Annotated in this window: 24 protein-coding genes, 1 tRNA gene and 1 pseudogene; 19 read left to right on the top strand and 7 right to left on the bottom strand. The window is 72.8% G+C overall.

Annotation, left to right across the window (positions count from 1 at the left end; genetic code table 11):
* Positions 1 to 341: 341 nt before the first annotated feature.
* The 3 genes from ACLF5H_RS33775 to ACLF5H_RS33785 all read left to right on the top strand — a co-directional run bounded on the left by ACLF5H_RS33775 (position 342) and on the right by ACLF5H_RS33785 (position 5,624).
* Positions 342 to 1,742 carry an APC family permease gene (locus ACLF5H_RS33775; protein ID WP_421679825.1) on the top strand — a complete coding sequence of 467 codons (1,401 nt, stop codon included), beginning with the start codon at positions 342 to 344 and terminating at the stop codon, positions 1,740 to 1,742.
* 457 nt (positions 1,743 to 2,199) lie between these two features.
* On the top strand, positions 2,200 to 4,776 hold the full coding sequence (locus ACLF5H_RS33780; protein WP_421679826.1) for an alpha/beta fold hydrolase: 2,577 nt from the start codon (positions 2,200 to 2,202) through the stop codon (positions 4,774 to 4,776).
* On the top strand, positions 4,773 to 5,624 hold the full coding sequence (locus ACLF5H_RS33785; RefSeq protein WP_421679827.1) for an ABC transporter permease: 852 nt from the start codon (positions 4,773 to 4,775) through the stop codon (positions 5,622 to 5,624). The genes ACLF5H_RS33780 and ACLF5H_RS33785 overlap by 4 nt, the downstream gene beginning before the upstream one ends.
* Positions 5,625 to 5,697: 73 nt before the next feature.
* Here ACLF5H_RS33785 and ACLF5H_RS33790 read toward each other — a convergent pair whose 3' ends face one another.
* Both ACLF5H_RS33790 and ACLF5H_RS33795 read right to left on the bottom strand, forming a co-directional pair.
* Positions 5,698 to 6,105, bottom strand: a complete 408-nt coding sequence (locus ACLF5H_RS33790; RefSeq protein ID WP_421679828.1) for a rodlin — start codon at positions 6,103 to 6,105, stop codon at positions 5,698 to 5,700.
* Positions 6,106 to 6,318: 213 nt separating this feature from the next.
* Complete coding sequence (locus ACLF5H_RS33795) at positions 6,319 to 6,729, bottom strand: rodlin (protein ID WP_401229480.1); 411 nt, start codon at positions 6,727 to 6,729, stop codon at positions 6,319 to 6,321.
* A 248-nt stretch (positions 6,730 to 6,977) separates the two neighbouring features.
* Between ACLF5H_RS33795 and ACLF5H_RS33800 the strand changes: the two genes are divergently transcribed.
* From ACLF5H_RS33800 to ACLF5H_RS33845, 10 genes and pseudogenes are all read left to right on the top strand, one after another.
* Complete coding sequence (locus ACLF5H_RS33800; RefSeq protein ID WP_421679829.1) at positions 6,978 to 7,388, top strand: rodlin; 411 nt, start codon at positions 6,978 to 6,980, stop codon at positions 7,386 to 7,388.
* Positions 7,389 to 7,671: 283 nt separating this feature from the next.
* Positions 7,672 to 7,899, top strand: coding sequence for a chaplin (locus tag ACLF5H_RS33805; protein WP_128790111.1), 228 nt, complete (start codon positions 7,672 to 7,674; stop codon positions 7,897 to 7,899).
* Positions 7,900 to 8,030: 131 nt separating this feature from the next.
* On the top strand, positions 8,031 to 8,780 hold the full coding sequence (locus ACLF5H_RS33810) for a chaplin family protein (RefSeq protein WP_421679830.1): 750 nt from the start codon (positions 8,031 to 8,033) through the stop codon (positions 8,778 to 8,780).
* Positions 8,781 to 8,997: 217 nt separating this feature from the next.
* On the top strand, positions 8,998 to 9,237 hold the full coding sequence (locus ACLF5H_RS33815; RefSeq protein ID WP_421679831.1) for a chaplin: 240 nt from the start codon (positions 8,998 to 9,000) through the stop codon (positions 9,235 to 9,237).
* Positions 9,238 to 9,433: 196 nt separating this feature from the next.
* Positions 9,434 to 10,312, top strand: a complete 879-nt coding sequence (locus tag ACLF5H_RS33820) for a hypothetical protein (RefSeq protein WP_421679832.1) — start codon at positions 9,434 to 9,436, stop codon at positions 10,310 to 10,312.
* Between the two features lie 133 nt (positions 10,313 to 10,445).
* Complete coding sequence (locus ACLF5H_RS33825) at positions 10,446 to 10,736, top strand: hypothetical protein (protein WP_361668276.1); 291 nt, start codon at positions 10,446 to 10,448, stop codon at positions 10,734 to 10,736.
* Positions 10,737 to 10,892: 156 nt separating this feature from the next.
* The gene (locus ACLF5H_RS33830) at positions 10,893 to 11,384 is read left to right on the top strand and encodes a DUF5949 family protein (protein ID WP_421679833.1); all 492 of its coding nucleotides are present in this window, start codon (positions 10,893 to 10,895) and stop codon (positions 11,382 to 11,384) included.
* 231 nt (positions 11,385 to 11,615) lie between these two features.
* The gene (locus ACLF5H_RS33835; protein ID WP_421679834.1) at positions 11,616 to 12,119 is read left to right on the top strand and encodes a hypothetical protein; all 504 of its coding nucleotides are present in this window, start codon (positions 11,616 to 11,618) and stop codon (positions 12,117 to 12,119) included.
* A gap of 104 nt (positions 12,120 to 12,223) precedes the next feature.
* Positions 12,224 to 12,640 (top strand): annotated as a pseudogene (locus ACLF5H_RS33840) (tyrosinase cofactor); the annotation flags it as partial.
* 175 nt (positions 12,641 to 12,815) lie between these two features.
* Positions 12,816 to 13,682, top strand: coding sequence for a tyrosinase family protein (locus ACLF5H_RS33845; protein WP_421679835.1), 867 nt, complete (start codon positions 12,816 to 12,818; stop codon positions 13,680 to 13,682).
* Positions 13,683 to 13,821: 139 nt separating this feature from the next.
* On the opposite strand, the gene ACLF5H_RS33850 is transcribed toward ACLF5H_RS33845, so the two are convergent.
* From ACLF5H_RS33850 to ACLF5H_RS33865, 4 genes are all read right to left on the bottom strand, one after another.
* The gene (locus tag ACLF5H_RS33850; protein WP_086807391.1) at positions 13,822 to 14,118 is read right to left on the bottom strand and encodes a chaplin; all 297 of its coding nucleotides are present in this window, start codon (positions 14,116 to 14,118) and stop codon (positions 13,822 to 13,824) included.
* A 139-nt stretch (positions 14,119 to 14,257) separates the two neighbouring features.
* The gene (locus ACLF5H_RS33855; RefSeq protein ID WP_421679836.1) at positions 14,258 to 15,217 is read right to left on the bottom strand and encodes a D-2-hydroxyacid dehydrogenase family protein; all 960 of its coding nucleotides are present in this window, start codon (positions 15,215 to 15,217) and stop codon (positions 14,258 to 14,260) included.
* 239 nt (positions 15,218 to 15,456) lie between these two features.
* The gene (locus tag ACLF5H_RS33860; protein WP_421679837.1) at positions 15,457 to 15,705 is read right to left on the bottom strand and encodes a DUF7660 family protein; all 249 of its coding nucleotides are present in this window, start codon (positions 15,703 to 15,705) and stop codon (positions 15,457 to 15,459) included.
* Positions 15,689 to 16,216: a GNAT family N-acetyltransferase gene (locus tag ACLF5H_RS33865; protein WP_421679838.1), complete on the bottom strand. Its 528-nt coding sequence runs from the start codon at positions 16,214 to 16,216 to the stop codon at positions 15,689 to 15,691. The genes ACLF5H_RS33860 and ACLF5H_RS33865 overlap by 17 nt, the downstream gene beginning before the upstream one ends.
* A gap of 491 nt (positions 16,217 to 16,707) precedes the next feature.
* Here ACLF5H_RS33865 and ACLF5H_RS33870 point away from each other — a divergent pair, with 491 nt between their 5' ends.
* The gene (locus tag ACLF5H_RS33870; protein WP_421679839.1) at positions 16,708 to 16,884 is read left to right on the top strand and encodes a hypothetical protein; all 177 of its coding nucleotides are present in this window, start codon (positions 16,708 to 16,710) and stop codon (positions 16,882 to 16,884) included.
* A gap of 343 nt (positions 16,885 to 17,227) precedes the next feature.
* On the opposite strand, the gene ACLF5H_RS33875 is transcribed toward ACLF5H_RS33870, so the two are convergent.
* Positions 17,228 to 17,300: transfer RNA gene (locus ACLF5H_RS33875), tRNA-Arg, on the bottom strand.
* A 274-nt stretch (positions 17,301 to 17,574) separates the two neighbouring features.
* On the opposite strand from ACLF5H_RS33875, the gene ACLF5H_RS33880 reads away from it, so the two are divergent.
* From ACLF5H_RS33880 to ACLF5H_RS33900, 5 genes are all read left to right on the top strand, one after another.
* Complete coding sequence (locus tag ACLF5H_RS33880; RefSeq protein WP_421679840.1) at positions 17,575 to 19,197, top strand: dynamin family protein; 1,623 nt, start codon at positions 17,575 to 17,577, stop codon at positions 19,195 to 19,197.
* A 330-nt stretch (positions 19,198 to 19,527) separates the two neighbouring features.
* Positions 19,528 to 21,198: a GTPase gene (locus tag ACLF5H_RS33885; RefSeq protein WP_421679841.1), complete on the top strand. Its 1,671-nt coding sequence runs from the start codon at positions 19,528 to 19,530 to the stop codon at positions 21,196 to 21,198.
* Complete coding sequence (locus ACLF5H_RS33890) at positions 21,177 to 21,512, top strand: hypothetical protein (protein ID WP_421679842.1); 336 nt, start codon at positions 21,177 to 21,179, stop codon at positions 21,510 to 21,512. Before ACLF5H_RS33885 ends, ACLF5H_RS33890 begins: the two co-directional genes overlap by 22 nt.
* A gap of 219 nt (positions 21,513 to 21,731) precedes the next feature.
* On the top strand, positions 21,732 to 22,208 hold the full coding sequence (locus ACLF5H_RS33895; protein ID WP_093892999.1) for a single-stranded DNA-binding protein: 477 nt from the start codon (positions 21,732 to 21,734) through the stop codon (positions 22,206 to 22,208).
* Between the two features lie 215 nt (positions 22,209 to 22,423).
* Entirely contained in the window at positions 22,424 to 23,824 is a 1,401-nt protein-coding gene (locus ACLF5H_RS33900; RefSeq protein ID WP_421679843.1) for a TQXA domain-containing protein, read from the top strand.
* Positions 23,825 to 23,840: the final 16 nt, after the last annotated feature.

Here is a 23,840-nt window from a genome sequence, read left to right on the forward strand (position 1 = left end):
TGACATTTTTTTGAAACGTCGGCTGCGGTTCCCGTTCATGTGGATGAAACGGGTGACGAAGGGGTTGCCGAGAGATGACCTTCGAAAGCAAGGTCAGATCACATACAGGCTTGATGGATGCACCAATGGGGCCTTGTTGCCTGCGAATCTGATCCACAGCGGTGCGGGTCCCTGGTGCGGATTCCGAAGGTAAACAGCCATTGACGTGGTGGTTTTCGTCGAGGTTCCCTATGGGCGCCGGGAGCGGACGAAGACGACCGTACGACGACGATCCGCCGGAGGCGATAGCGCTCCCGACCCCTCACCCTCACGCACGACACGAGTCGATCGGATTCCGCCGCATGACCGACACGCTCCGCCCTGTCGAGACGAGCCTCCCAGAGGCCACGGACAGCCCTCAGAAGCTCAAGCGCTCCATCGGCGTGGTCGGCGGCACCCTGCTCACCCTCTCGTGCGTCACACCGGCCTCCACGCTCTTCGTGATCGTGCCGGACCTGTTCTCCAGCCTGGGCACGGCGACCGCGCTCTGCCTCGCCATCGGCGCGCTGCTCTGCATCCCGGTCGCCTTCTGCTACTCGGAGCTGGGCACCCTGATCCCCAGCGCGGGCGGCGAGTACGCCATGGTCTCCACCCTGGCGGGCCGGCTGTCCGGCTGGCTGGCCTTCGTGATGTCGCTCCTCGTCGTGATGATCGTCCCCCCGGTCATCGCGATGGGCACCGCCGACTACCTCGCCCCGCTCGTCCACCTCGACCCGTCCTGGACGGGCGCCGGTGTGATGATCGCGGCCACCCTCGCGGGCCTGCTCGACCTGCGCGCCAACGCCTGGATCACCGGCATCTTCCTGGTGCTCGAGGTCATCGCGGCCGGTGTCGTCGCCGTCCTCGGCTTCGCCCACTCCCACCGCGGTCTTGGCGCCCTCACCTCCTTCCAGATCGCCGGCGAGCACGCCCACGTCAACCCGGTGACGGCCATGATGGTCCTCTCGGGACTCGCCATCGCGCTCTTCGCCACCCAGGGCTTCTCCACCGCCGTCTACCTCTCCGAGGAACTGGAGAACCCGCGCCGCAACGTCGCCCGCACCGTCCTCGCGACGCTCGCCATCTCCAGCGTGGTCATCCTGGTGCCGGTCACCGCGATCACCCTGGGCGCCGGTGACCTGACCTCCCTGACCGGCGGCAACATCTCCCAAATGGTCATCGCCTGGAGCAACTCGGCGGTCGGCACCTTCGTCAGCCTCTGCGTCGCCCTCGCGATCATCAACGCGGGCATCGTGATGGTCATCCAGAACTCCCGCGTCCTGTTCGCCTCCGCCCGCGACAAGGCCTGGCCCTCGCCGGTCAACAACGCCCTGTCCAAGCTCGGCCGCTTCGGCTCCCCCTGGGTCGCCACCCTGGTCGTGGGCGTCCCCGGCGCGTTCCTCTGCTTCGTCAACCTGGACACCCTCTACGGCGTGACCGGCGTCGCCGTCACCGCCCTCTACCTGCTGGTCGCCGTCGCCGCCCTGCTCGCCCGCCGCGGCCACCACGGCACCCGCAAGGCCTGGCGGATGCCGCTGTGGCCCGCCATGCCGGTCCTGCTGATCGCCGTCCTCGTCTACATCCTGGTCGAGCAGGAGGTCTCGTACCTGATCTGGACCGGCGGCATCACCCTCGTCGCCACCCTCTACTGGGCCCTCTACCTCCGCCCGCGCCAGGACACCCGCTGGCTGGTGTCCATCCCCGAGGACACCCAGGAGGCCTGAGCCCCCCTCCCCGCGCGCGGCCCCCGGTACCCCCCTCACCTCCGGTACCGGGGGCCGGGCCGTGCTACCGCGGACGCAGTACGGGGCCGCCGCACCCTACTCCCGCCGGAGGGGCCCCGGTTCAGCCCGGGGGGTCCGGCGGATGTCAGTGGCGGCCCGTACCGTTGAGGCATGGATCTTCGTGTGGCCCGGCTGCGAGTTCGTCTCAGGGCCCTGCGTCGTTTCCTGCCCCCCGCGGCCGCCGTCGTGGTGCTGGCGGGCGCCGGGGGGGGGGGGGGGGGGGGGGGGGGGGGGGGGGGGGGGGGGGGGGGGGGGGGGGGGGGGGGGGGGGGGGGGGGGGGGGGGGGGGGGGGGGGGGGGGGGGGGGGGGGGGGGGGGGGGGGGGGGTTGGGGGGGGGAGGGGGGGGGGGGGGGGGGAAGAGGAACTGGTCGCCGCCAGCCGGAACTTGCCGCCGTCGTGGTGCTGGCGGGCGCCGGCACCTGGACGGCCGCCGCCTCCGGCGGACCCGCGCCCGTGCACCGCGCCGACCGGATGATGACCATGCCGGGCGGCGTGCGCCTGGACACCTCGTACTTCACCGCGGGCCCCACCGGCCGCCGGCCCGCCGTCCTGCTCGCCCATGGCTTCGGCGGCAGCAAGGACGACATGCGGCAGCAGGCCGAGGACCTCGCCCGCGACGGGTACGCGGTCCTGACCTGGTCCGCCCGCGGCTTCGGCCGATCCACCGGCAAGATCGGGCTGAACGACCCGAAGGCCGAGGTCGCCGACGTCTCCCGGCTCATCGACTGGCTCGCGAAGCAGCCCCAGGTGCGGCTCGACAAGCCCGGCGACCCCCGCGTCGGCGTGGCCGGCGGTTCGTACGGCGGCGCCGTCTCCCTGCTCGCCGCGGGCCACGACCGGCGGGTGGACGCCATCGCCCCGGCCCTGACCTACTGGAACCTCGCCGACGCCCTCTTCCCGAACGGCGTCTACAAGAAGCTGTGGGCCGGGGTCTTCTTCGGCGAGGGCGGCGGCTGCGCCCGCTTCGAGCCCGCCCTGTGCCGGATGTACGAACGGGTCGCCACCTCCGGCACCCCGGACGCCGCCGCCCGCGCCCTGCTCCAGGAGCGCTCGCCGTCCGCCGTCGGCTCCCGCGTCAAGGTGCCCACCCTGCTGGTGCAGGGCCAGACCGACTCGCTCTTCCCGCTCGGCCAGGCCGACGCCGCCGAGCACGCCATCAAGGCCAACGGCGCCCCCGTCGACGTCGACTGGGTCGCGGGCGGCCATGACGGCGGCGATCTGGAGACCGGCCGCGTCCAGAACCGGGTGCGCGCCTGGTTCGACCGGTATCTGAAGGGCGACCAGGGCACCGACACCGGCCCCGCCTTCCGGATCACCCGCACCGGCGGCGTCGACTCCACGGACGGCACCGCCCAACTGCGCGGGGCGAGCGCGAACAGCTACCCCGGGCTGCGCGCCGACCGGCACGCCATCGCCCTGTCCGGCCGCACCCAGCACATCGCCAACCCGGCCGGCGCGAGCCCGCCCGCCGTCTCCGCGCTGCCCGGACTCGGCGGCTCCGGCGGTCTCGGCCAGCTGTCCGCGCTCGGCCTCGGCACCGCCCTCGACTTCCCCGGCCAGAACGCCCGCTTCGACTCCGCGCCGCTCACCCGCACCCTCCAGATCACCGGCACCCCGACCGCCCGCGTCCACATCACCTCCACCAGCGGCGACGCTGTGCTGTTCGGCAAGGTCTACGACGTCGGCCCCGACGGCAGGCACCAGGTGCTGCCCTCCCAGCTCGTCACCCCCCTGCGGGTGACCGGCGCCCGCAGCGGCAAGGACGTCACGGTCACCCTCCCGGCGATCGACCACGAGGTGCAGAAGGGCCACCGGCTCCGCCTGGTCCTCGCCACCACCGACCTGGGCTACGCCTCACCGGCCGCCCCGGCCACGTACACCGTCACTCTGAAGAGCGCGCTGAGCGTCCCGACCGCACCCGCCGTGCGCACCGCCGCGGCCCCGCTGCCCTCCTGGGTGTGGTGGCTGCCGCTCACCGGCGCGGGCATCGCCGCCGCCCTGCTGCTGACCGCCCGGCGCCGTACGGCCGCCCCCGCGCCCGATCCCGGACTGGCGGAGGTCCCGCTGGTCATCAAGGACCTGAGCAAGCGGTACGCCGGATCCGCCGACCGGTACGCGGTGCGTGAGCTGTCCTTCCGCGTCGAGCGGGGCCAGGTGCTCGGGCTGCTCGGACCCAACGGCGCGGGCAAGACCACCACCCTGCGCATGCTGATGGGCCTGATCACCCCGGACGACGGCGAGATCCGCGTCTTCGGGCACGCCGTCCGCCCCGGCGCCGCGGTGCTCTCCCGGGTCGGCGCCTTCGTGGAGGGCGCGGGCTTCCTGCCGCACCTGTCCGGGCGGGAGAACCTGGAGCTGTACTGGCGGGCCACCGGCCGCCCCGCCGAGGACGCCCACCTGGACGAAGCCCTGGAGATCGCCGGGCTCGGCGACGCGCTGGCCCGCGCGGTGCGCACCTACTCCCAGGGCATGCGGCAGCGCCTGGCCATCGCCCAGGCCATGCTCGGCCTGCCCGATCTGCTCATCCTGGACGAGCCCACCAACGGCCTCGACCCGCCCCAGATACGCGAGATGCGTGAGGTGATGATCCGCTACGCGGCCGCCGGACGCACCGTGATCGTCTCCAGCCACCTCCTCTCCGAGGTCGAGCAGTCCTGCACCCACCTCGTGGTGATGGACCGCGGCCGACTCGTCCAGGCCGGACCCGTACGGGACATCGTCGGCTCCGGCGACACCCTGCTCGTGGGCACCGCGGGCCCCGTGGAGGAGCCGGTGATGGAGAAGGTGGCCGCCCTGCCCGGCGTCGCCTCCGCCGTGCGCACCGACGACGGGCTACTGGTCCGCCTGGCGGCGGGCGGCACCGCCGAGCAGCTGGTCGTGGAGCTGGTGCGGCTCTCGGTGCCGGTCGCCTCGGTCGGACCGCACCGACGCCTGGAGGACGCGTTCCTCACCCTGATCGGAGGTTCCGCATGAGCACGCTCACCGAGGTAGCCTCCGGTTACCGCACCCGGGGCACCCTGCCGCTGCGCGTGGAGCTGGTCCGCCAGCTCAAGCGGCGCCGCACCCTGGTCATGGGCGCGCTCCTCGCCGTGCTGCCGTTCGTGCTGGTGATCGCCTTCGCCGTCGGCCACCCCTCGGGGCGCGACGGCCAGGTCACCCTGATGGACACGGCCACCGCGTCCGGGGCCAACTTCGCCGCGGTGAACCTGTTCGTCTCGGCCGGCTTCCTGCTGGTCGTGCCGGTCGCCCTGTTCTGCGGGGACACCGTGGCCTCGGAGGCCAACTGGTCCTCGCTGCGCTATCTGCTGGCCGCGCCCGTGCCCAGGGCCCGGCTGCTGTGGTCCAAGCTGGTCGTGGCGCTCGGGCTGAGCCTCGCCGCGATGGTGCTGCTGCCGGTCGTCGCCCTCGCCGTCGGCACCGCCGCCTACGGCTGGGGGCCGCTCCAGATACCGACCGGCGGTGAGCTGGACCCCGGCACGGCCGTGGGGCGGCTCCTGGTGGCGGTGGCGTACATCTTCGTGTCCCAACTGGTCACCGCGGGGCTCGCGTTCTGGCTGTCGACCAGGACGGACGCCCCGCTGGGCGCGGTCGGCGGCGCGGTCGGGCTGACCATCGTCGGCAATGTCCTGGACGCCGTCACCGCGCTGGGCCACTGGCGCGACTTCCTGCCCGCGCACTGGCAGTTCGCCTGGGCCGACGCCGTCCAGCCGCACGCCGAGTGGTCCGGGATGATCCAGGGCTGCGCGCTCTCGGTGACCTGCGCGCTCGTGCTGTTCGCGCTGGCCTTCCGGGGGTTCGCCCGCAAGGACATCGTCTCCTAGCCGGTCCCGTACACAGCGAAACGGCGGGCCACCGGGGGGAACCGGTGACCCGCCGTCGCGGGGGTGCGTCCGCTCAGCTGCCGACGGCGCCGTTGCCCGACAGGGCGGAGATGTCGTCCAGGATGTGCGAGAGCGGCTCGTCGCCCTTCGCCTGCGTGGAGTTCTCCGTGCACTGCTGGGTCTGCGGCGAGGACAGGATCGGGATGTCCTGGACACCGACGTTGACCAGGGCGACCAGCGACTGGGCGTCGATCTTCGCCGGCAGGCCGATGCAGGGCTTGTTGAGCGAGCCCTCGACCAGCGAGAGCTGCGGGCTCATGCTGCCGGCGGTGGCCGAGTTGCCGAAGGACGACGTGGCGCCGTTGCCGCTGAGCGACGTGGTGCCGTGGTCGTTGCCGATGGCCAGGGCCTGGGGAGCCGCGGCACCGGCGAGACCGGCGACGGAGGCGGCAACGGCCGCGGTTGCCCACAGCTTCTTCATGTTCGTTCCCTTTCGAAAGGCGGACTCCGGGGAGGAGCTGCGTGACCGTCAACTGCCCGGGTGGTGCCGTGGTTGCGGCGTTTGCCCCGTTCGGAGCAGCGTGGTCGGATGAATGGATGAACGCCCCCGGTCGAACCCGCTCGAACCGGCACCGGGACGACGAAACGGCGGGCCACCGGGGGAACCGGTGACCCGCCGTCGCGGGGATCGGGCTCAGCTGCCGGCGGCGCCGTTGCCCGACAGGGCGGAGATGTCGTCCAGGATGTGCGACAGGGCCTCGTCGCCCTTCGCCTGCGTGGAGTTCTCCGTGCACTGCTGGGTCTGCGGCGAGGACAGGATCGGGATGTCCTGAACGCCGACGTTGACCAGACCCACCAGCGACTGGAGGTCCGCCTTCGCCGGCAGACCGATGCAGGGCTTGTTGAACGAGCCCTGGATGAGCGCCATCTGCGGGCTCATGTTGCCGTAGGTGGCCGAGTTGCCGTACGTCTGCGCGGCGCCGTTGCCGCTGTAGGACGTCGTACCGGTGTCGTTGCCGATGGCCAGGGCCGGGGCCGCCACGGCGGCGGAGGCACCGACGACGGCGGAGGCGACCGCGGCGGTGGCCAGAACCTTCTTGATCACTTGCTGTTCCCTTCTGAAGACACCCCGTCCACCGGAGCGATCTGGTTCAACGGCGTCGCCCGCCCGCGGGTTGTCCTCGTTCACTCCAATGGCCCACATGTCACCGGATGCCGACGAAGGGCCGGTGAATGTCCCCGAATACCGCCGGACGATCCGATCGGGTGACGCCCCGCAACCAAACGGCGGCGGTCCGGTTGATGCCAGGACAGGAACGTGCGTCTTGGCGAAAGCCCGGAAAGGAAAGCGAAATGCTGAAGAAGGCAATGGCCGCGGCGGCGGTCGCCGCGTCTTTCATCGGTGTGTCCGCGGCGGCGGCCCCTCAGGCGCTTGCCATCGGCAACGACACGGGCACCACGTCGGCCAGCGGCAACGGCGCCCATGAGGCGTTCGGGAACGCCGTGACCACCGGCAACCTGAGCCCGCAGGCCACCCTGGTGGGCGGCTCGCTCAACGACCTGTGCGTCGGCCTGCCGGTGAAGGCGGACGTCCAGTCGGTGCTCGCCCTGGTCAACGTCGGTGTCCAGGACATCCCCGTGCTGTCCTCGCCGCAGACCCAGCAGTGCGCCGAGAACTCCACGCAGGCCAAGGACGACGAGCCGCTCTCGCACATCGCGGACGACCTCTCCGTCCTGGCGGGCAACGGCGCCGTCGGCAGCTGAGCAGGCCCCACCCCGAGTCCGTCCGGGCGTCGCACCGAATTTCTGGTGCGGCGCCCGGGCGGTTTCTTCGTTCTTCCCGAAGAAGCACCTATCCGTTAATCGTCCAAGGTGTCAATTCTATGGGGGCGTTCGAGTGAATTAGGGGGCTGGACACGTTCCAGGGTTTCTCCGGCTGTCTATCCCTCGTTTTACAACCTGCCGGTCATGGTGCGAGCCGTTCAAGGCTGTGCTCGCTCGGTTTCGACCGCTCATAGGTGCATGACCGTCAGAGAAGGGAAAATTCATGAAGAAGAGCGCTGCTGTCGTCGCCGGTGCCCTCCTGGCGCTGGGCGGGGCCGCCCCCGCCTTCGCCGACTCCGGGGCCGGGGCCGTCGCCGCCAACTCCCCGGGTGTGCTCTCCGGCAATGTGATCCAGATCCCTGTGCACGTCCCGATCAACCTGTGCGGCGACTCCGTCGACGTCATCGGTCTGCTGAACCCCGCGTTCGGCAACACCTGCGCCAACGGCTGACGTTCGGTACCCACCGCACGCCAGCCGGCCGGCTGCGTTCAGGCCGGCCTCGGACCGTCGATCCATAGATCCAGTGGCCCGGGGCCGGCCTTCCCACATCTTCGAGCAGTTCGAGTAGGAAGACTACGAGATTGCGACAGACCCTCAGCAAGGGCATGGTCGTGGCCGCAGCTGCCGCGACCGGCGTGCTTTCGTTGTACGGCACGGCCGCGCTCGCCGACTCCAACGCGCAGTCACTGGCCCAGGGTTCACCGGGCGTGCTGTCCGGCAACAGCATCCAGGTCCCGGTGCACGTGCCGGTCAATGTCTGCGGCAACTCCGTGGACGTGGCCGCGCTGCTGAACCCCGCGTTCGGCAACTCCTGTGCCAATGTCGGCCATTCGGTCACCCCGCGCCCCACCGGTTACGGCAACGACGCGTACGGCCATGACGTGTACGGTCACGACGACCCGACGCCCACGCCCACGTCGTACGGTCACGACGACCCGACCCCGCCGGTCTCCTACGGCAAGCCGGACCCGACGCCGACCCCGACGTCGTACGGCCATGACGACCCCACGCCGCCGTCGTACGGCAGCCCCGAGCCGACGCCGACCCCCACGTCGTACGGCAGCGACGAGCCCACCCCGACCCCCACCTCCTACGGGAGCGACGAGCCCACGCCGCTGTCCTCCTACGGGAGCGACGAGCCGACGCCGCCGTCCTCCTACGGTAGCGACGAGCCGACCCCGCCCGGTTCGTACGGCAACGACGAGCCGCCGACCCTGCCGCACACCGGTGGCAACGCCAAGGCCATGATCGCGACGTCGGCCGCCAGCGCCGCGCTGATCATGGCGGGTGCGGTGCTGTACCGCCGCGGCCGGACGGCCGCCCGTCGGTGACCTGCCGGGTGCCGGACCCCGAGCGTCCGGCACCCGCCGCCCAGGACCCCCGCGCGCATCCGTGCGGGGGTTTTCGGCATGGGCCGGCCAAGTCCCCTCCGGGTGGCTCCCGTCGTACATCACCCCTTTGGCGGCACAACCCGGGGGAGCGCGACGCGTTGACACAACGCCGGGCACTCGCCCGGATGTTTGTGTCTATTTCAAGGAGCACCTCTCCATGTCGCGTATCGCGAAGGGTCTGGTCCTGACCTCTGCCGCCGTCGCGGCCGTCGCCGGCGCCGCCGGTGTCGCCGCCGCCTCCTCCGGCGCGGACGGCGTTGCCGCCAACTCGCCCGGTGTCATCTCGGGCAATGTCATTCAGGTCCCGGTCCACATCCCGGTCAACGTCTGCGGTGACAGCATCGACGTCATCGGTCTGCTGAACCCGGCGTTCGGCAACACCTGCGTCAACGGCTGACGTCCGGGGCGCACACCCCTTCGACCGGCCGTCCACTCCGCGCATCCGTCGCTGGAGTGGGCGGCCGGTTCTCGTGTCCGCCGGTCGGGGCAGTGATGGGCCCGGACGGGGCACGTGGCCTAGCGAGCGGTTGCGGGGCGGATGGGGCGAACTGACGGTGGGCTCAGATCCCGAAGCCCAGCCGAAAGGAACCTTCATGCGTGCTCTGCCCGCACGGCGCCTCGCGTCCACCGTCCTCAGCGCCGCCGTCATCGCCGCGATCACCGGCCCGGTCGCCGTCGCCGTCGACACGGCGCGAGGCCATGGCGACGCCCCCGCCACCCAGGCCGCCCTGCCCGGCGCCGCGAAACTCCTCGCCCAGGTCAGAGCCCTGGACCACGCGGGCGCGTTGCCCAAGCCGGTCGTCGAACTGCTCGACCGCTCCCTGACGGAGGGCCGGCTGCCCGCGGCGGAGGCCGAGCGACTCGGCGACGCGGCGAAGCAGGCCGTCGTACGGGCGATGGCCGCGGGGACGCTCGACGGGGCGAAGGCTCCGGCCGAGCCGACGGCGGCCGCGGCGCCGGCCGTTGCCGGGGAGGCGACTCCAGATCGGAAGAGCGTCTCTTCCGATCTCGGGAAGCCGACGACGCCCGCGGCGCCCGCCGTAGCCGCCACTCCGGCCCAGGCGGCGACCCCCGAAGCCGCCGCGAGCCCGGCCACCACCCCTGCCACCACCCCTGCCGTCCCGGCCACGCCCGCCGCTCCTTCGGCGCCCGCCCCCGTCCCCTCGGGGTCCGAGTCCCAGTCGGCGCTGCCCAAGCCGTCCGCGTCGCCCGCCGCGCCGCTCAACCCGGCCCCACAGGGCGTCGCCCGCAGCGTGCCCGTCGCCCGGGACCTCGTCGGCGATGTGCTCGCCGCGGTGGACGCCCTGGTGAAGGCGGTCGTCTCCGACGTCAATCAGGTGGTCGCCACCGCCAACGCCCTGGTCGCCCAGTTGCTCGCCGCCCTCTCCGGCACCGGCCTGCCGACCCCCACCGCCACCCCGACGACGCTCCCGAGCACACCGGCGCTCCCGGCCACGCCCGCGACCGGCTGACCCCCTGACCGGTCCCCAGGACCGCCTGACCGGCCCCTTGCGGCCGAGGCATGTTCATATGTCTTCTCGGCCACGGGGTTTCCGCCCCGCCACGGCGCTCGTTGGACACGTCGTTGCCGAAGAAAGGAACACGATGAAGTCCCTGAAGGCTGCCGCCGTCCTGGCCGGTTCCGTTGCCCTCGCCGGCGTCGCCGCGCCCGCGTTCGCCTACAACGCCACCGACCTGACGCCCTCCAGCCTCAACGGCGCCGTCAACCAGCTCGCCAAGGGTGACTTCACCCTGCGGGACGTGATGCCGCTCCAGCACCAGTCGAACGCCCTCGACACCGAGGACAAGGACTCCGTGCTGCACACGGTCAAAGGCGCCACCACCGCGCTGAACCAGCACAACCCGCTGCTCGGCGGCCTGCCCCTGCAGAGCTGACACCCCCTGCGCGACCGGGGCCGGTACCGCATCCGCGGTGCCGGCCCCGCCCCTTTCGCGGCCGCTTCCCTCGTTCGTGTGGAGCCCCCCGGTCCACTGGTCCGGACGGGTGAGAAGCCGCCGGGCCGCCCCCGGGCGCGTCGATATGGTCGCGCGGTGACCTCAACCCCCACGGAACTGCGCCCCGCCGAACTCGGCACGCTGGTCGTGCTGCCCTGGAGCGGCGCGGCCCCCGACGGCACCGACATGCCCTACCTGCTGGCCTACTCCCTGGGGGACGCCGCGGGCGGCCCCCAGGTCACCGCGGCCGCGGTCGAGCAGCTGCTGGTGAGCAACGGACTGCCGGTCGGCGGCGACCTGGTCGACGGCACCTACCGGCCCAGCCTCCCCATCACCCTGCTGGTGGAGGCCGGCCAGGCCGTCGTACGGATGCCGCGGCTGATCGCGCAGGCCCCCGCGCCGCCGGAGTGGCTCGCCGCCGTCCGGGCCCGCGGCTTCGCCTACCTGGTCTTCACCACCCGCGCCTGGCCCGAGGGCGCGCCCGGCAGGGTCGTACAGCCGGCCGCGCTGGCCGCGTTCGCCGGGGCTCCGGAGACCCTGCACGCCGCCGCACATGTCGTCCTCCCGGCCACCAGCCTGCGCGGCTGACGGCAGGAGCGAAGGCCGGGGCGAGCGCCGGGGCGAGGGCCGGGGCCCCGGCATCCGGCGGCGCGGACGAGGGGCCGTACGAGCGCGACCGGCCGACCGCTCATGAAGATGACCAGCCGACTATTACGGCAGCCGGGGGAATTGTCGCGCCACCCCCGTTCTCCGTCCCGGCCATGCCAGTTACGCGGTACGGACGCCGAACCCCCGCACCCGGAAAGGGCCGTATCCGAGATGAAGCCGACCACCCGAGGAGCCCTCGCCGCCGTGCTGACCGGTGTCGCGGCCGCCGCGAGCGCGACCGCCCCCGCAGTCGCGGCCGGTGCGGTCCCCGTGCCCGTACCGCTCCAGGGCGTCTCCCACTCCCTCGGCACGCGGATGCCCGAGGCCACGCTCGAGGTGCCGCTGCTGACCCCGGGGGCGCCCGACGGGCCGCGCTATGTCACCGGCCGACTGCTGCCCGAGCCGATCCTGCCGAGGCTGCCGCTCGCGGGGACGCTGCCCGGCGCCGACCTGCGGGCGCCGCTGCCGCATCCGCTCGGCGACCAGCTCGGCCTCGACGCCCCCGCCGCCGGTCTGCACACCGCCGGGCCCGGCCTGAACGTGGGCGCACCCCTGACCGCGCCCGACCCGGACCTGTTCGGCCTGCCCGCTCTCCGGCTCCCCGAGGTCGGCCTGCTCGCCCCGGCCCTGCGCACCGTCGGCGGCGGCGACCTGGGCGTGGGCCCGGCCCGGTAACCCCCAGGGCTCCCTCACCAGCGCCGTTCGGCCGTACGCCGGTGACCCGGCCCCTCCTTGTCCGTTAGCGGGTACGACATCTGTTCCCGGACGAGGAGAGTGCGATGGTCGACGGCGACGGCGCAGCTGCGGCGGGCGCGACAGAGCAGGTCAGAGCGGATACGACGGCCGGTCCCGGGCGGCGGCGGGTGATGCGGGGACTGTTGTCCTGCGGCGCCGCCCTCGCCCTCGCGCCGGTCGTCGCCGCCTCCCGGCCGGTGCCCCCGGCCGCCGGTGGTGACTCCTTCGACGAGACGTACCGGGGCCGCCACATCCAGGGTGTCCGGCTGTCGGACGCCGGCCGCAGCACGTCCGACGACGCCTGGCGGATCACCGTCGACGGCCGCCCGCTGCATCTGATGCGGCGGGCCGACGGCACCTGGCTGAGCATGGTCGACCACTACACGTCGTACCGCACGCCCCTGGAGGCGGCGCGGGCAGCGGTGGACGAACTCGGCCCCGGCCAGCGGCTGAGCGACCTCGCCCCGGGCCCGCTGGACGGCGTCCTGCCCGACGGCGTCAAGGACATGATGAGCCGCATGGGCATGACCATGGACATGGGCGGCACGGGCGGCATGGGCGGCATGGGCGGCATGGACATGAGCGGCAGCGGCGGGTCGGGCGCGGCCGGTGCGGGCATGGGGACGGGGGGCCGGCATGGCGTACGTGCGTAAGAACGCCGGAGCCCTCACCGCGAACGAGCGGAAACGATTCGTGGACGCCCTGCTGGAGGTCAAGCGGCGCGGCGAGTACGACGAGTTCGTGCGCACCCACGTCGCCTACTTCGCCGCCGACGGCGAGACCCAACTGCGTACCGCCCACATGGCGCCGTCCTTCCTGCCCTGGCACCGCCGGTTCCTGCTGGACCTGGAGGACGCGCTGCGCCGGGTCGACTCCTCGGTGACCCTGCCGTACTGGGACTGGACCCGGGATCGCACGGCGACCTCGGTGCCCTGGACCAAGGACCTGCTCGGCGGCAACGGCCGACGCTCCGACCAGCAGGTGACGACCGGTCCGTTCGCCTATGCGACGGGCAACTGGACCATCAAGGTGGGGGTCACCGACGGCCGTTACCTCACCCGCGACCTGGGCCGCGCCGCCTCGCCCATCCAACTGCCCACGAAGGACGACGTGAGCTGGGCGCTGAACGACCCGGTCTACGACGTACAGCCCTGGGACTCCACCGTCACCCAGGGCTTCCGGAACAAGCTGGAGGGCTGGGGCACCGGCAGCGGCAGCGCCTCCTGGCACAACCACAACCGGGTGCACCGCTGGGTCGGCGGGGCGATGCTGGGCGCCGCGTCGGTCAACGACCCGGTGTTCTGGCTCCATCACGCCTACCTCGACATGCAGTGGGAGCGCTGGCAGCGGGCGCACAGCAGCCACCGCTATCTGCCGGCCGCGCAGCCCGGCGCCGGTGACGCGCAGCACGGCCGGGTCGTCGCCCGGCACGACAAGCTGCCGCCGTGGAGTGATACGCCGGATCAGCTGGAGGACGTGAGCGGGGTTTACCGGTACGAGTGAATTTCGCACCGCCGGATTCGTGGCTTGGCCGGGTTGATTTGTACCGGTGGGTCTGTGCCGGTGGGTTTGTTCCGGTGACGCGCGCGAAGAGCCCCGGCGCTCGGAGGTGCCGGGGCTCTTCGCGGTGCGCGACGGGGTCTCAGCCGCCGTAGCTGCTGTTGCTGCCGTAGCCGTTGCTGGGCTGAGCGAGGGTGCCGCCCTGGTTGACGCAGGTGTTGCCGAAGGCCGGGTTCAGCAGACCGATGACGTCCACGGAGTCGCCGCACACGTTCACCGGGATGTTGACCGGGACCTGGATCACGTTGCCGGACAGCACGCCGGGCGAGCCGACGGCCGCACCCTCCGCGCCCGCGTCGGCCAGAGCCAGCCCGGCCCCACCGATCACCACGGCACCGGTGCCGAGGGCCACGGCGGCTGCCTTCGCGATGCGAGACATCACGTTCCTCCTGTCGATCGGGATACGCGACGGCCGGTCCTGCCGTCGCACTCCACGTTCAACGCCGCCGTCCGACAGGGGTCACGGTGATCGGCGGGGGATCACCCTTTCAACAGGCATACATCCGTTATCAGAGGTTTCACGGCAATTGTCGTACCGGAGATTTCGCCAGATAAGCCTGGATGTCCTCCACGGCCTGAGTGAAGTACGTCCGGTAGTTGGCCGCGGAGACATAGCCGAGGTGCGGGGTGGCGAGCAGACGGGGCGCGGTGCGCATCGGGTGGTCGGCGGGCAGGGGTTCGATGTCGAAGACGTCGATGCCGGCGCCCGCGATCCGGCCCGCGTGCAGAGCGGCGAGCAGGGCGTCCTGGTCCACCACCGAGGCACGGGAGGTGTTGATCAGGTAGGCGGTCGGCTTCAGGAGGGCGAGTTCGGCGGCGCCGATCAGCCCCCGGGTGCGAACGCCGCCCGGCACATGCACGGAGACGAAGTCGCTCTCGGCGAGCAACTCCTCCTTTGAGGCGGCGAGTTCGACACCGTCCGCCGCGGCGCGCTCCTCGGTCAGCCGCGGGCTCCACGCGGTGACGCGCATCCCGAAGGCGAGCCCGACCCGTGCGACCTTGCCGCCGATCCGGCCGAGTCCGAGCACGCCGAGACGGGCGCCGTGCAGATCGGCGCCGACGGTGGACTGCCAGGGTCCGCCGGTGCGCAGCGCGGTGCTCTCCTGGACGATCCCCCGGGCGAGCCCGAGCAGCAGCGCCCAGGTCAGTTCGACCGGGGGAGTCCCGGAACTCTGCGTCCCGCACACGGTGACGCCGTGCTTCTCGGCCGCGGCGTAGTCGATCACGGTGTTGCGCATCCCGGTCGCCACGATCAGCCGCAGCCGGGGCAGTCGGGCGAGCAACGAGCCAGGGAAACCGACGCGTTCGCGCAGGGTCACGACGATGTCGTACTCGGCGAGCGCATCGGCGAGCGCGTCCTCGTCGGCCAGGTGCGTGCGCAGCGATACGACCTCCACCGCGTCCCCGAGCACCGACCAGTCGGCCGACTCGACGGCCACGCCCTGGAAGTCGTCCAGCACCGCACAGCGAAGTCGCACGCCGTTCTCCCCTCACGATCCGATCGCCCGAGTACTCCGAGCGCCTCGAAGTATGTCGGACGGCGGGGTGCGCTCAGGCGGGGGCCCGGCGCCAACTCTCCTTCGGCGAGCCCCCGGTTCGACGTGTTCGGTGCGATGACCGCGTCGGCACTGCCGATCGGGGTCCTGGAGCGCTGTCGGGGAAGCCTCGCCAAGGGCTCTCGACGACTGTACGGTGACCGGCCTTCGCGGCGGTCGGCTCACTCGTACATGGTCGCCGCTCGCGGCGCTCGTGCGAAGAACGCCCAGTCACCGCCGGGCGGCAACTCCCGGCCGGTGCTGCCGTACCACCCGTCCGCGTCGTCGAGCCAGGCGGCCAGGGCCTCCAGGAAGCTCGGAAGGTCCGCGTTCTCCCACGACATCCCCTCCTCGGCGTGGTGGAGACGCAGGGAACGGACGAAAGCCGCCAGGTCTTCTCTGCTGCCGACGCGATCAGGAGAAGTGGTCATGCCCGGGGCCCCGCGCGTCGGCGAGCCGCTTCACATACCGATGCGCGGGCACCGGCACCTGTCCTTGGTCGCGCGGCGCGAACCGTTCGAACGGCCCTCGGTCCGTCCACCCGTTGCGCTCGTAGAACCGTCGCGCCCGGGCGTTGCCCGGTACGACGGCCAGCCATGCCTGACGGTGACCACCGGCCGCGACCAGGCGCTCCGCCTCCTCCAGCAGCACCACGGCCACCCCGCCGCCTCTGTGCCGCTCGGCCACGTAAACCTGCTCGACCTCGTCATCGACCACCATGACGAACCCCGCGACCTCGCCACCGACGACCGCGACCGTCGTGTCGGCCAGGCGGCGCGGGGCACGTTCCGCGAAGGACTCCCGCGTCCGCACGGCGACCAGCGCGTCGGGAACGTTCCCCAGGTGCCCGTCGCACCAACCGAGGTACCAGATCCCCGCCACCGCCGCCACGTCCGCACGCCGTGCTGCCCGCAGTTCGACGTGCCCGGCCTCAACGGTCATGCGGGCAGCCTAACAACGGCCGCAGCGCCCTCGGCGGCCGCCGTAGGAGCTTGCTGAGGGCCCCTTGCCCCGCCCGGACCTCGGACGGCCTGCACGACGGCTTCGGGGATGAGCCGACTCGCTGGAGCGGACGCCGTCGGGCACGAGCCTGTGACGATCGCTCGCGATCCTTCCGGGACAGCTCGCGAGGGCTGCCCCGGAGCTGTCTGAGTACCGCTACTCATGACCTGCCCCACCAGCCAGGTGGACAGTGCCTACGGCGGAACACCCGTCAGCCCGGACGAGGCCCGCAGCCTGGCCGACAGCCGGCAGGCGGGCCACGCCCGGCAGCGGACGGAGCAGGAACTCCGCAAGACCGCGCGGACCTTCGCCGACCACACCCGCCTGAGCCTCGGGCTGGTCGTGGTGCGGGACACCTGCCAGACGGGTCCGCGCAGCCAGCCCTTCTTTCAGGACGGCAGCGACACCTACAAGACCACCACCCCGAGCGCTTGGTCGGGGAGCCGTACGCCGCGAAGAACGATCCGCCGGTTCAGCGGTTCACGCGGGAGCCGCGGTCGGCGACGGTCGCCGGTATCCGCAAGCGTTACGGCACGGTGTTCCAGCTCCTGCTCTCCAGCGGCGACTACTACACGGTGTACAAGAGCGGCCAAATTCATACGAATTGACCTCCTGTCACCGGCAAGTGAGCCCTTTCCGGCCTCGGCCCGGCGTTCGCGGCGGCGTCAACCGCAAGAGGCACCCCGCGCTGGCTCCGTGTCCGGGAACGGGTAGCCCGTCGCCGTACGGACAAGGCTGGCGGCGCGGCCGAGACTCCACGGACGACGCCGGTCCGGGCCGGGCGACCGATCTCCGGTGCCTTGAGGAGAAGGCGGAGGGATCAAGCCCACCGAGGGGCGGCTCCCGAGCGATCTGAAACGGGGCGTCCACGGCCGCCGCCGTACCGGAACCCGTCCGGGCCGGTCGGCGGGCCGTCGCGACCGCCGGGCTGCTGACCAGCCCATTGCAGAGCGCCCCCGGCAGGACTCGAACCTGCGGCCAAGCGCTTAGAAGGCGCCTGCTCTATCCGCTGAGCTACGGGGGCCTGGTGGCGCGTCCAAGGATAAAGCTCCCTGCTCGCCGACCCTGTCGCTTCGCCTCCGTGGCTCGATGTGGAGGTTCGGTGAAGCGGTCCTGATAATCGCAGGCAGGTACGAATCGTGCAGTGCTTTTGGCGTCCGACGCCACCGGGTGTTGTGCACTCGTTATGCCTGGCCCGCGCCCATGTCCCAGTCGCCCCATCCGCCCTTTCTGTTCCGTCGGCGCGCAGACATGTCCATATGCTTCAGAATTCCCCTAAAATTGGGCATTCTTCACATGTGGTGACCTTGGACGTACGGCCTCAGCTGCTCGACACACTCTCCGCTCTGCGCGACCGTGTCGCCGCCGCACGCTTTCCGCTGCCCCTCGCCGGTGCCCCACGCGCGCGTGCCAACCGCGACGAACTCCTCGCCCAGCTGGACGACTACCTCGTACCCAGACTACGGGCACCCGAGGCGCCGCTGCTGGCCGTGGTCGGCGGGTCCACCGGCGCGGGGAAGTCGACCCTAGTCAACTCCCTCGTGGGGCGCCGGGTGAGCGCGGCCGGCGTGCTCAGGCCGACGACCCGCACCCCGGTCCTGGTCTGCCATCCGGCGGATCATCACTGGTTCAGCGGCATGCGCGTCCTGCCCGACCTCGCGCGCGTCTGGGTGCCCCACCACGACCCCCGCGACGACGACCTCCTGCTCCCGGGCGACCTTCCCGGCGATCACCCCGTCCACGCCCTGCGCGTCGAGACCGCCGACACCCTCCCGCGCGGCCTCGCCCTCCTCGACGCCCCCGATGTCGACTCCCTGGTCGCCGAGAACCGCGTCCTCGCCGCCGAACTGCTCTGCGCCGCCGATATCTGGGTCATGGTCACCAGCGCCGCCCGCTACGCCGACGCCGTCCCCTGGCACCTGCTGCGCACCGCCAAGGAGTACGACGCCACGCTCGTCACCGTCCTCGACCGGGTGCCCCACCAGGTCGTCTCCGAGGTCTCCCGGCAGTACGCCGCCCTGCTCACCAAGGCCGGGCTCGGCGACGTACCCCGCTTCACCGTGCCCGAGCTCCCCGAGTCCGTCTGGAGCGCCGGACTGCTGCCCGCCACCGCCGTCGCGGCCCTGCGCACCTGGCTCATCCAGCACGCCCAGGACCCCGGCGCCCGGCAGCACGTCATGGCCCGTACCGCCCACGGCCTCCTCGACTCGCTGAGAACCCGCATGCCCGAGCTGGCCGGTGCCGCCGCCGCCCAGTACGCGGCCGCGCTCCGGCTCACCACCGCGGTCGAGGGGGCGTACGACAGGGAGCACGCGCGCCTGCGCGATCGCCTCCAGTCCGGCGCCGTACTCGCCGGGGGCGCCCTCAAACGCTGGCGCGCCTTCCCCCTGGACTGCACCTCGGGCGAACTCCTCGACGCCCTCGTGGAGAGCCTCGGCGCGCTGCTGCTGTGCGCCGTCACCGCCGCCGACGAGCGGGTGGCCGAGGCCTGGCGCCGCGAGCCCGCCGCCGCGGCCCCGGGACTCGCCGGGTGTGATCCCTCGCCGGAGAGCGCGGAGCACCGTATCGGCCTCGCGGTACGGCGCTGGCGGCGCGAGCTGGAGGAATACGCCGAGGACGAGGCGCGCGAGCTGGACCGCAGCGTCGCGCCCGATCCCGAGGCCGTCGCCGCCCTCGCCGCCACCGCCCTGCTGGGCGGTCGCCGGGGGCGCCACGCGGGCGAACGGCTCGCCGACCGGGTCGGCGCCCATGGCGCGCTGCGCCTGCGTGACCGTGCCGAACGACTGCTCGCCGAGCATGTGGACCGTGTCATCCACCGCGAACGCGAACGCCGCCTCGCCCCGCTCGACGCCCTCGACATCCATCCCGAGCCCCAGGCCGAACTCATCGCCGCCCTGTCCGTCCTGCAGAAGGAGAGGTGACCGGTGTCCGCCGTCACTGACCAGGAGCACATGGACCACACCGATCGCGTCGAGCCCAGGGACCACATGAGCCCCGTCGATCCCGCCGATCCCGTCAAGCCCGTCCATCCCGCCAAACCCGTCAATCCCGTGGGCCCCGGCAACCCCATCGACCACATCGCGGGTCCGAGGGTCGTCGACATCGGGAAGCAGGGAGAGGGCGCCCGAGGCGACCGGAGGGGAGCATCAGGGGGAGTACCGGGGGGAGCGGGGGGCGGCGGAGCAGACGGAGACGGTACGACGGCCGGCGCCGCTCCCGCCGCGGCGGACCGGGGTGAGGGAGGTACGCCGATGCCGGACGCGGGCGGGGTCGTGGAGGTCGAGGCCCGGCAGGGCGGCGAGGACGGGGAGAAGGCGGCCCTGGGCGCGCGGGCGGAGGCAAGCGGCCCCGGCGCGCCGGAAAGCGAGCCCGGCGGCTCCCCTCGCGCCGCGCGCGCCCCCCGTACCTCCGGTCCCGGAAGCGCCTCGGCCGCACCCGCCGACTCGCCGGATCCGTCCGGCGGTCCGGCCCCCGCGGGCTCCTGGGACGACGGACTCATCGCCCGCCGTATCACCGACGCCTCGGCCGCCGCCGCGCTCGCCGCCCCCGTGGAGCCGGTCCCGGCCCGTGGCGGGGCCGCCCGTACCGTCGTCCCGCTCGCCTACGAAGGCCCGCTCCGCTCCCGCCTCGACGCCCTGCGGGAGCTCGTCGGGCTCTCCCGGACGCGGCTGGACGGCCAGACCCTCGCCGAGGCGGGCCGGGTGCTGGACGAGGCGGCGGAGCGGCGCAAGCTGTCCGGGCGGCACACGGTCGTCGCCATCGCGGGCGCCACCGGCAGCGGCAAGTCGCAGCTGTTCAACTCGCTTGCCGGAGTGGCCATTTCGGAGACCGGGGTACGACGCCCGACCACCTCGTCGCCGATCGCGTGCAGTTGGAGCGACGGCGCCGCGGGACTCATCGACCGGCTCGGCATCCCGGGCCGGCTGCGCCGCCGCCCGCTCAACAACCCCGAGTCGGAGGAGCAGTTGCGCGGGCTGGTCCTGATCGACCTGCCCGACCACGACTCCGCGGCCGTACAGCACCGTGAACAGGTCGACCGGATCCTGAAGTTGGTGGACGCGGTGATCTGGGTGGTCGACCCGGAGAAGTACGCCGACGCCGTGCTGCACGAGCGCTATCTGCGGCCCATGGCCGGGCACGCGGAGGTCATGTTCGTCGTGCTCAACCAGGTGGACCGGCTGCCCGGAGAGGCCGCCGACCAGGTCCTGGACGATCTGCGGCGGCTGCTGGACGAGGACGGCGTGGCGCTCGGGGAGCACGGGGAGCCCGGCGCCACCGTGCTCGCGCTGTCCGCGCTCACCGGTGAGGGCGTCGGTGAACTGCGCGAGTCACTCGGCGAGTTCGTGGCCGAGCGGGGTGCGGCGGCCCGCCGGGTCGCCGCCGATGTGGACGCCGCCGCGGCCGGGCTGCGGCCCGTCTACGCCGCCGGGCGCCGGGCCGGAGCAGGGACCGCGACCAGGCCCGGGCGCAGCGGCAGCAGGTGTGGGAGGACCGCCGGGCCAAGCGCCAGGAGCGGGACGAGGCACGGAAGGCGAAGCGGGAAGCCGCCGCGGCGGGCGAGGCCGCCGAACGGGCCTGGCTGCGCAACGCCAACCGGGCCTGCGGCACGCCCTGGCTGCGGCTGTGGCGCTGGTACCAGAAGCGCGGTACGGCGGCGACCGGCCGCCATCAGACGGGCGCCCAGTCCGACGAGGAGGCGACGGCGCGGCAGCGCGTGGAACAGGCGGTCCGTACGGTGGCCGACCGGGCCTCGGCCGGGCTGCCGGTGCCCTGGGCGCAGGCGGTGCGCGAGGCGGCCGTACGCGGTGCGCAGGGGCTGCCGGAGGCGCTGGACGAACTGGCGGAGCGGGCCGGGGGCCCCTCCGGGCGGCCGCCGCGTCCTGGCTGGTGGCCGGCGGCGGTGCTGGTCCAGGCGGCGATGACGCTGCTCCAGATCGCGGGCGGGCTGTGGCTGGTCGGGCAGATCGCCGGGGTGATGGCGCCGAATCTGGGGGTTCCGGTGCTGCTGATGATGTGCGGGATCGTCGGCGGGCCGCTGGTGGAGTGGGGCTGCCGGATGGCCGCGCGGGGGCCCGCGCGGCGGTACGGCCAGGACGCGGAACGGCGGTTGTGCGAGTCGGCCGCGAGCTGTGGACGGGCGCGGGTGCTGGATCCGGTGGCCTCGGAGCTGCTGCGGTACGGGGAGGTGCGGGAGCAGTACGGGAAGGTGGTGCGGGCGGAGGCCGGGGTGGGGTGAGTTAGGGGCCGTACGGTCCGTCGGCGATGGTGTGCCGGTGGTCGTCACTCGTGCGGGTGGCGGAGTTTTCCACAGGTGCGGGGGCCGTCCACAGCGCTCAGCGGGCTCGGCCCGGCGGAGGCAGTCTGAGGTCGTGGCAGACGCCGCCGTACGGGACGGGCCCGTACGTACGTCCGCCCGCCCGGCCGAGTGCGCCGGGCGGGGGAGGGGAGCGCGAAGATGCACGAGACCGTGGTCTGTGTGGTGGGCAATGTGGCGACCGCGCCGGTGTACCGGGAGCTGGCGGCGGGGCCGTCGCTGCGGTTCCGGCTCGCGGCGACCGCGCGTTACTGGGACCGGGAGAAGAGCGCCTGGACGGACGGGCACACCAACTTCTTCACGGTGTGGGCCAACCGCCAGCTCGCCGCCAACGCGATGGCGTCGGTGGAGGTGGGGCAGCCGCTGGTCGTGCAGGGCCGGCTGAAGGTGCGCACCGACGGACGCGACGGGCAGCAGCAATGGGCGTCGGCGGACATCGACGCCACCGCGATCGGCCATGACCTCTCGCGGGGTACGGCGGTCTTCCGTCGCGCGGGCAAACCGGAACCCCCCGCGGGAGCCGCGCGGCCCGAGCCGGACTGGGCGACTCCGAGCCCCCCGGACACCGGTGAGGACACCGCCGTCCAACAGGCCTCGGAACCAGCCACAGTGACGTGAAGTCAGCTGTCCGACCGGGTGGATTTATCGATAAGCACTGTTCAAGGGCGGTCCGGCGATAACGATTCCGGATCGGAAACGCCATCGGATCATCCGACCGGCCAGAGAGGCACAGCCCGAGTCCATAGGATGCCGGGCGTGCCCCTCGGGGCCACCGATTCTGCTGGTGGGACCCGTCCCCCACGTCCAACGGGTCCTGCTCGAAGGGGAATTCTGTGCTTGCTGCGCTCTCTGGGTTCTGCCGGTCCACCGCCGTGGCCCGCCTGGCCGCCACCGCCACGGTGTCCGGGCTCGTGGCGGCCGGTGTGCTGTCCGGCGCGGGTACGGCCGCGGCCGATGTGGCGCCGCAGACCGAGGGCGGGGCGAGCGCCGCCCTGGACGGCCTGAAGATCTTCGGCGAGGCCGTGGTCCATGAGGCCGGCGGCGACCAGCGGGTGTCGGCGGGCCTGTTCGAGATGTCCGTGGACGGCGGCGGCACCCTGCAGACGTACGGCGTCGACCTGCACAACCCGGTCCAGCGCGACGCCCGCTACCAGGAGACGTCCTGGAGCGGCACCTCGCTGGGCACCAACCGGGACGCGGGCAAGATCGACTGGATCGTGCGGCACTCCTACCCCCAGGTCAACGACCTCGCCGCGCTCGCCCACCGGGCCGGCGTGGGGAGCCTCACCGAGCAGGACGCGGCCACCGGCACCCAGGTGGCCATCTGGCGGTACTCGGACCACGCCAAGGTCGACGCCGTGGCCCCGGGCGCCGAGAAGCTCGCCGACTACCTCCAGCGCGGCGCCCGTACCGGCGGCGAGCCGGGAGCCTCGCTGACCCTGGACCCGGCCGCGGTCTCCGGCCGCCCCGGGAGCGTGGTCGGACCGGTGACCGTGCACACCAACGCGGGCGCGGTCGCGGTGATACCGCCCGCGGACGCGGCGACCAGCGGGGTGCGGATCACCGACAAGACGGGCAAGGCGCTCACCACGGCGAAGGACGGCAGCCGGATCTACTTCGACATCCCCGAGGACGCGGCGGACGGCTCCGCCCAGCTGAGCGTGCAGGCGTCGACGACGGTCCCGGTGGGGCGCGCCCTCGCCTCCGACAGCCGCAGCCAGACCCAGATCCTGGCCGGTTCCAGCGAGTCCGCGGTCTCTGCGAGCGCGACGGCCGACTGGGCCGCGCAGGGCGCGATACCGGTGGTGTCGGCGCGCAAGGACTGCGCCAAGGGCACGGTGGACATCACGGCCGCCGACAAGGGCGACCAGCCCTTCACCTTCGCCCTGATGGGCACCGAGCACACCGTCCCGGCCGGTGCCACGCGCACCATCCCGGTCGCCCTCCAGGAGGACCAGGGCTACGACTTCACGATCACCGGTCCGAACGGCTTCACCCGCCGCTTCACCGGCGTCCTGGACTGCAAGATCCAGGGCACGATCGTCTCCAGGGCCGCCGCCCAGACCGTCGGCGAACCGACCCCGCTCGCCACCCCCACCCCCGACGACACCGACCTCGCCGCGACCGGCGGCTCCGCCGTCACCCCGCTGATCGCCGGTGCCGCGATAGGTCTGGTCGTCATCGGCGGCGCGGTCCTGGTCGTCCTGCGCAAGCCGGAGCAGCCGGGCGAGTGACCTCGTCGCGCGGCGG

This window comes from Streptomyces sp. LaBMicrA B280 (assembly GCF_049222185.1).
Lineage (GTDB): Bacteria > Actinomycetota > Actinomycetes > Streptomycetales > Streptomycetaceae > Streptomyces > Streptomyces murinus.

What these genes read in the sequence shown, in the direction of transcription:
- ACLF5H_RS33845 (WP_421679835.1), top strand. Translation starts at nt 12,816, where the DNA reads ATGGCGTACGTGCGTAAGAACGCCGGAGCCCTCACCGCGAACGAGCGG.
- ACLF5H_RS33835 (WP_421679834.1), top strand. Translation starts at nt 11,616, where the DNA reads ATGAAGCCGACCACCCGAGGAGCCCTCGCCGCCGTGCTGACCGGTGTC.
- ACLF5H_RS33865 (WP_421679838.1), bottom strand. Translation starts at nt 16,216, where the DNA reads ATGACCGTTGAGGCCGGGCACGTCGAACTGCGGGCAGCACGGCGTGCG.
- ACLF5H_RS33775 (WP_421679825.1), top strand. Translation starts at nt 342, where the DNA reads ATGACCGACACGCTCCGCCCTGTCGAGACGAGCCTCCCAGAGGCCACG.
- ACLF5H_RS33790 (WP_421679828.1), bottom strand. Translation starts at nt 6,105, where the DNA reads ATGAAGAAGCTGTGGGCAACCGCGGCCGTTGCCGCCTCCGTCGCCGGT.
- ACLF5H_RS33800 (WP_421679829.1), top strand. Translation starts at nt 6,978, where the DNA reads ATGCTGAAGAAGGCAATGGCCGCGGCGGCGGTCGCCGCGTCTTTCATC.
- ACLF5H_RS33825 (WP_361668276.1), top strand. Translation starts at nt 10,446, where the DNA reads ATGAAGTCCCTGAAGGCTGCCGCCGTCCTGGCCGGTTCCGTTGCCCTC.
- ACLF5H_RS33895 (WP_093892999.1), top strand. Translation starts at nt 21,732, where the DNA reads ATGCACGAGACCGTGGTCTGTGTGGTGGGCAATGTGGCGACCGCGCCG.
- ACLF5H_RS33805 (WP_128790111.1), top strand. Translation starts at nt 7,672, where the DNA reads ATGAAGAAGAGCGCTGCTGTCGTCGCCGGTGCCCTCCTGGCGCTGGGC.
- ACLF5H_RS33820 (WP_421679832.1), top strand. Translation starts at nt 9,434, where the DNA reads ATGCGTGCTCTGCCCGCACGGCGCCTCGCGTCCACCGTCCTCAGCGCC.
- ACLF5H_RS33850 (WP_086807391.1), bottom strand. Translation starts at nt 14,118, where the DNA reads ATGTCTCGCATCGCGAAGGCAGCCGCCGTGGCCCTCGGCACCGGTGCC.
- ACLF5H_RS33885 (WP_421679841.1), top strand. Translation starts at nt 19,528, where the DNA reads ATGCCGGACGCGGGCGGGGTCGTGGAGGTCGAGGCCCGGCAGGGCGGC.
- ACLF5H_RS33815 (WP_421679831.1), top strand. Translation starts at nt 8,998, where the DNA reads ATGTCGCGTATCGCGAAGGGTCTGGTCCTGACCTCTGCCGCCGTCGCG.
- ACLF5H_RS33785 (WP_421679827.1), top strand. Translation starts at nt 4,773, where the DNA reads ATGAGCACGCTCACCGAGGTAGCCTCCGGTTACCGCACCCGGGGCACC.
- ACLF5H_RS33860 (WP_421679837.1), bottom strand. Translation starts at nt 15,705, where the DNA reads ATGACCACTTCTCCTGATCGCGTCGGCAGCAGAGAAGACCTGGCGGCT.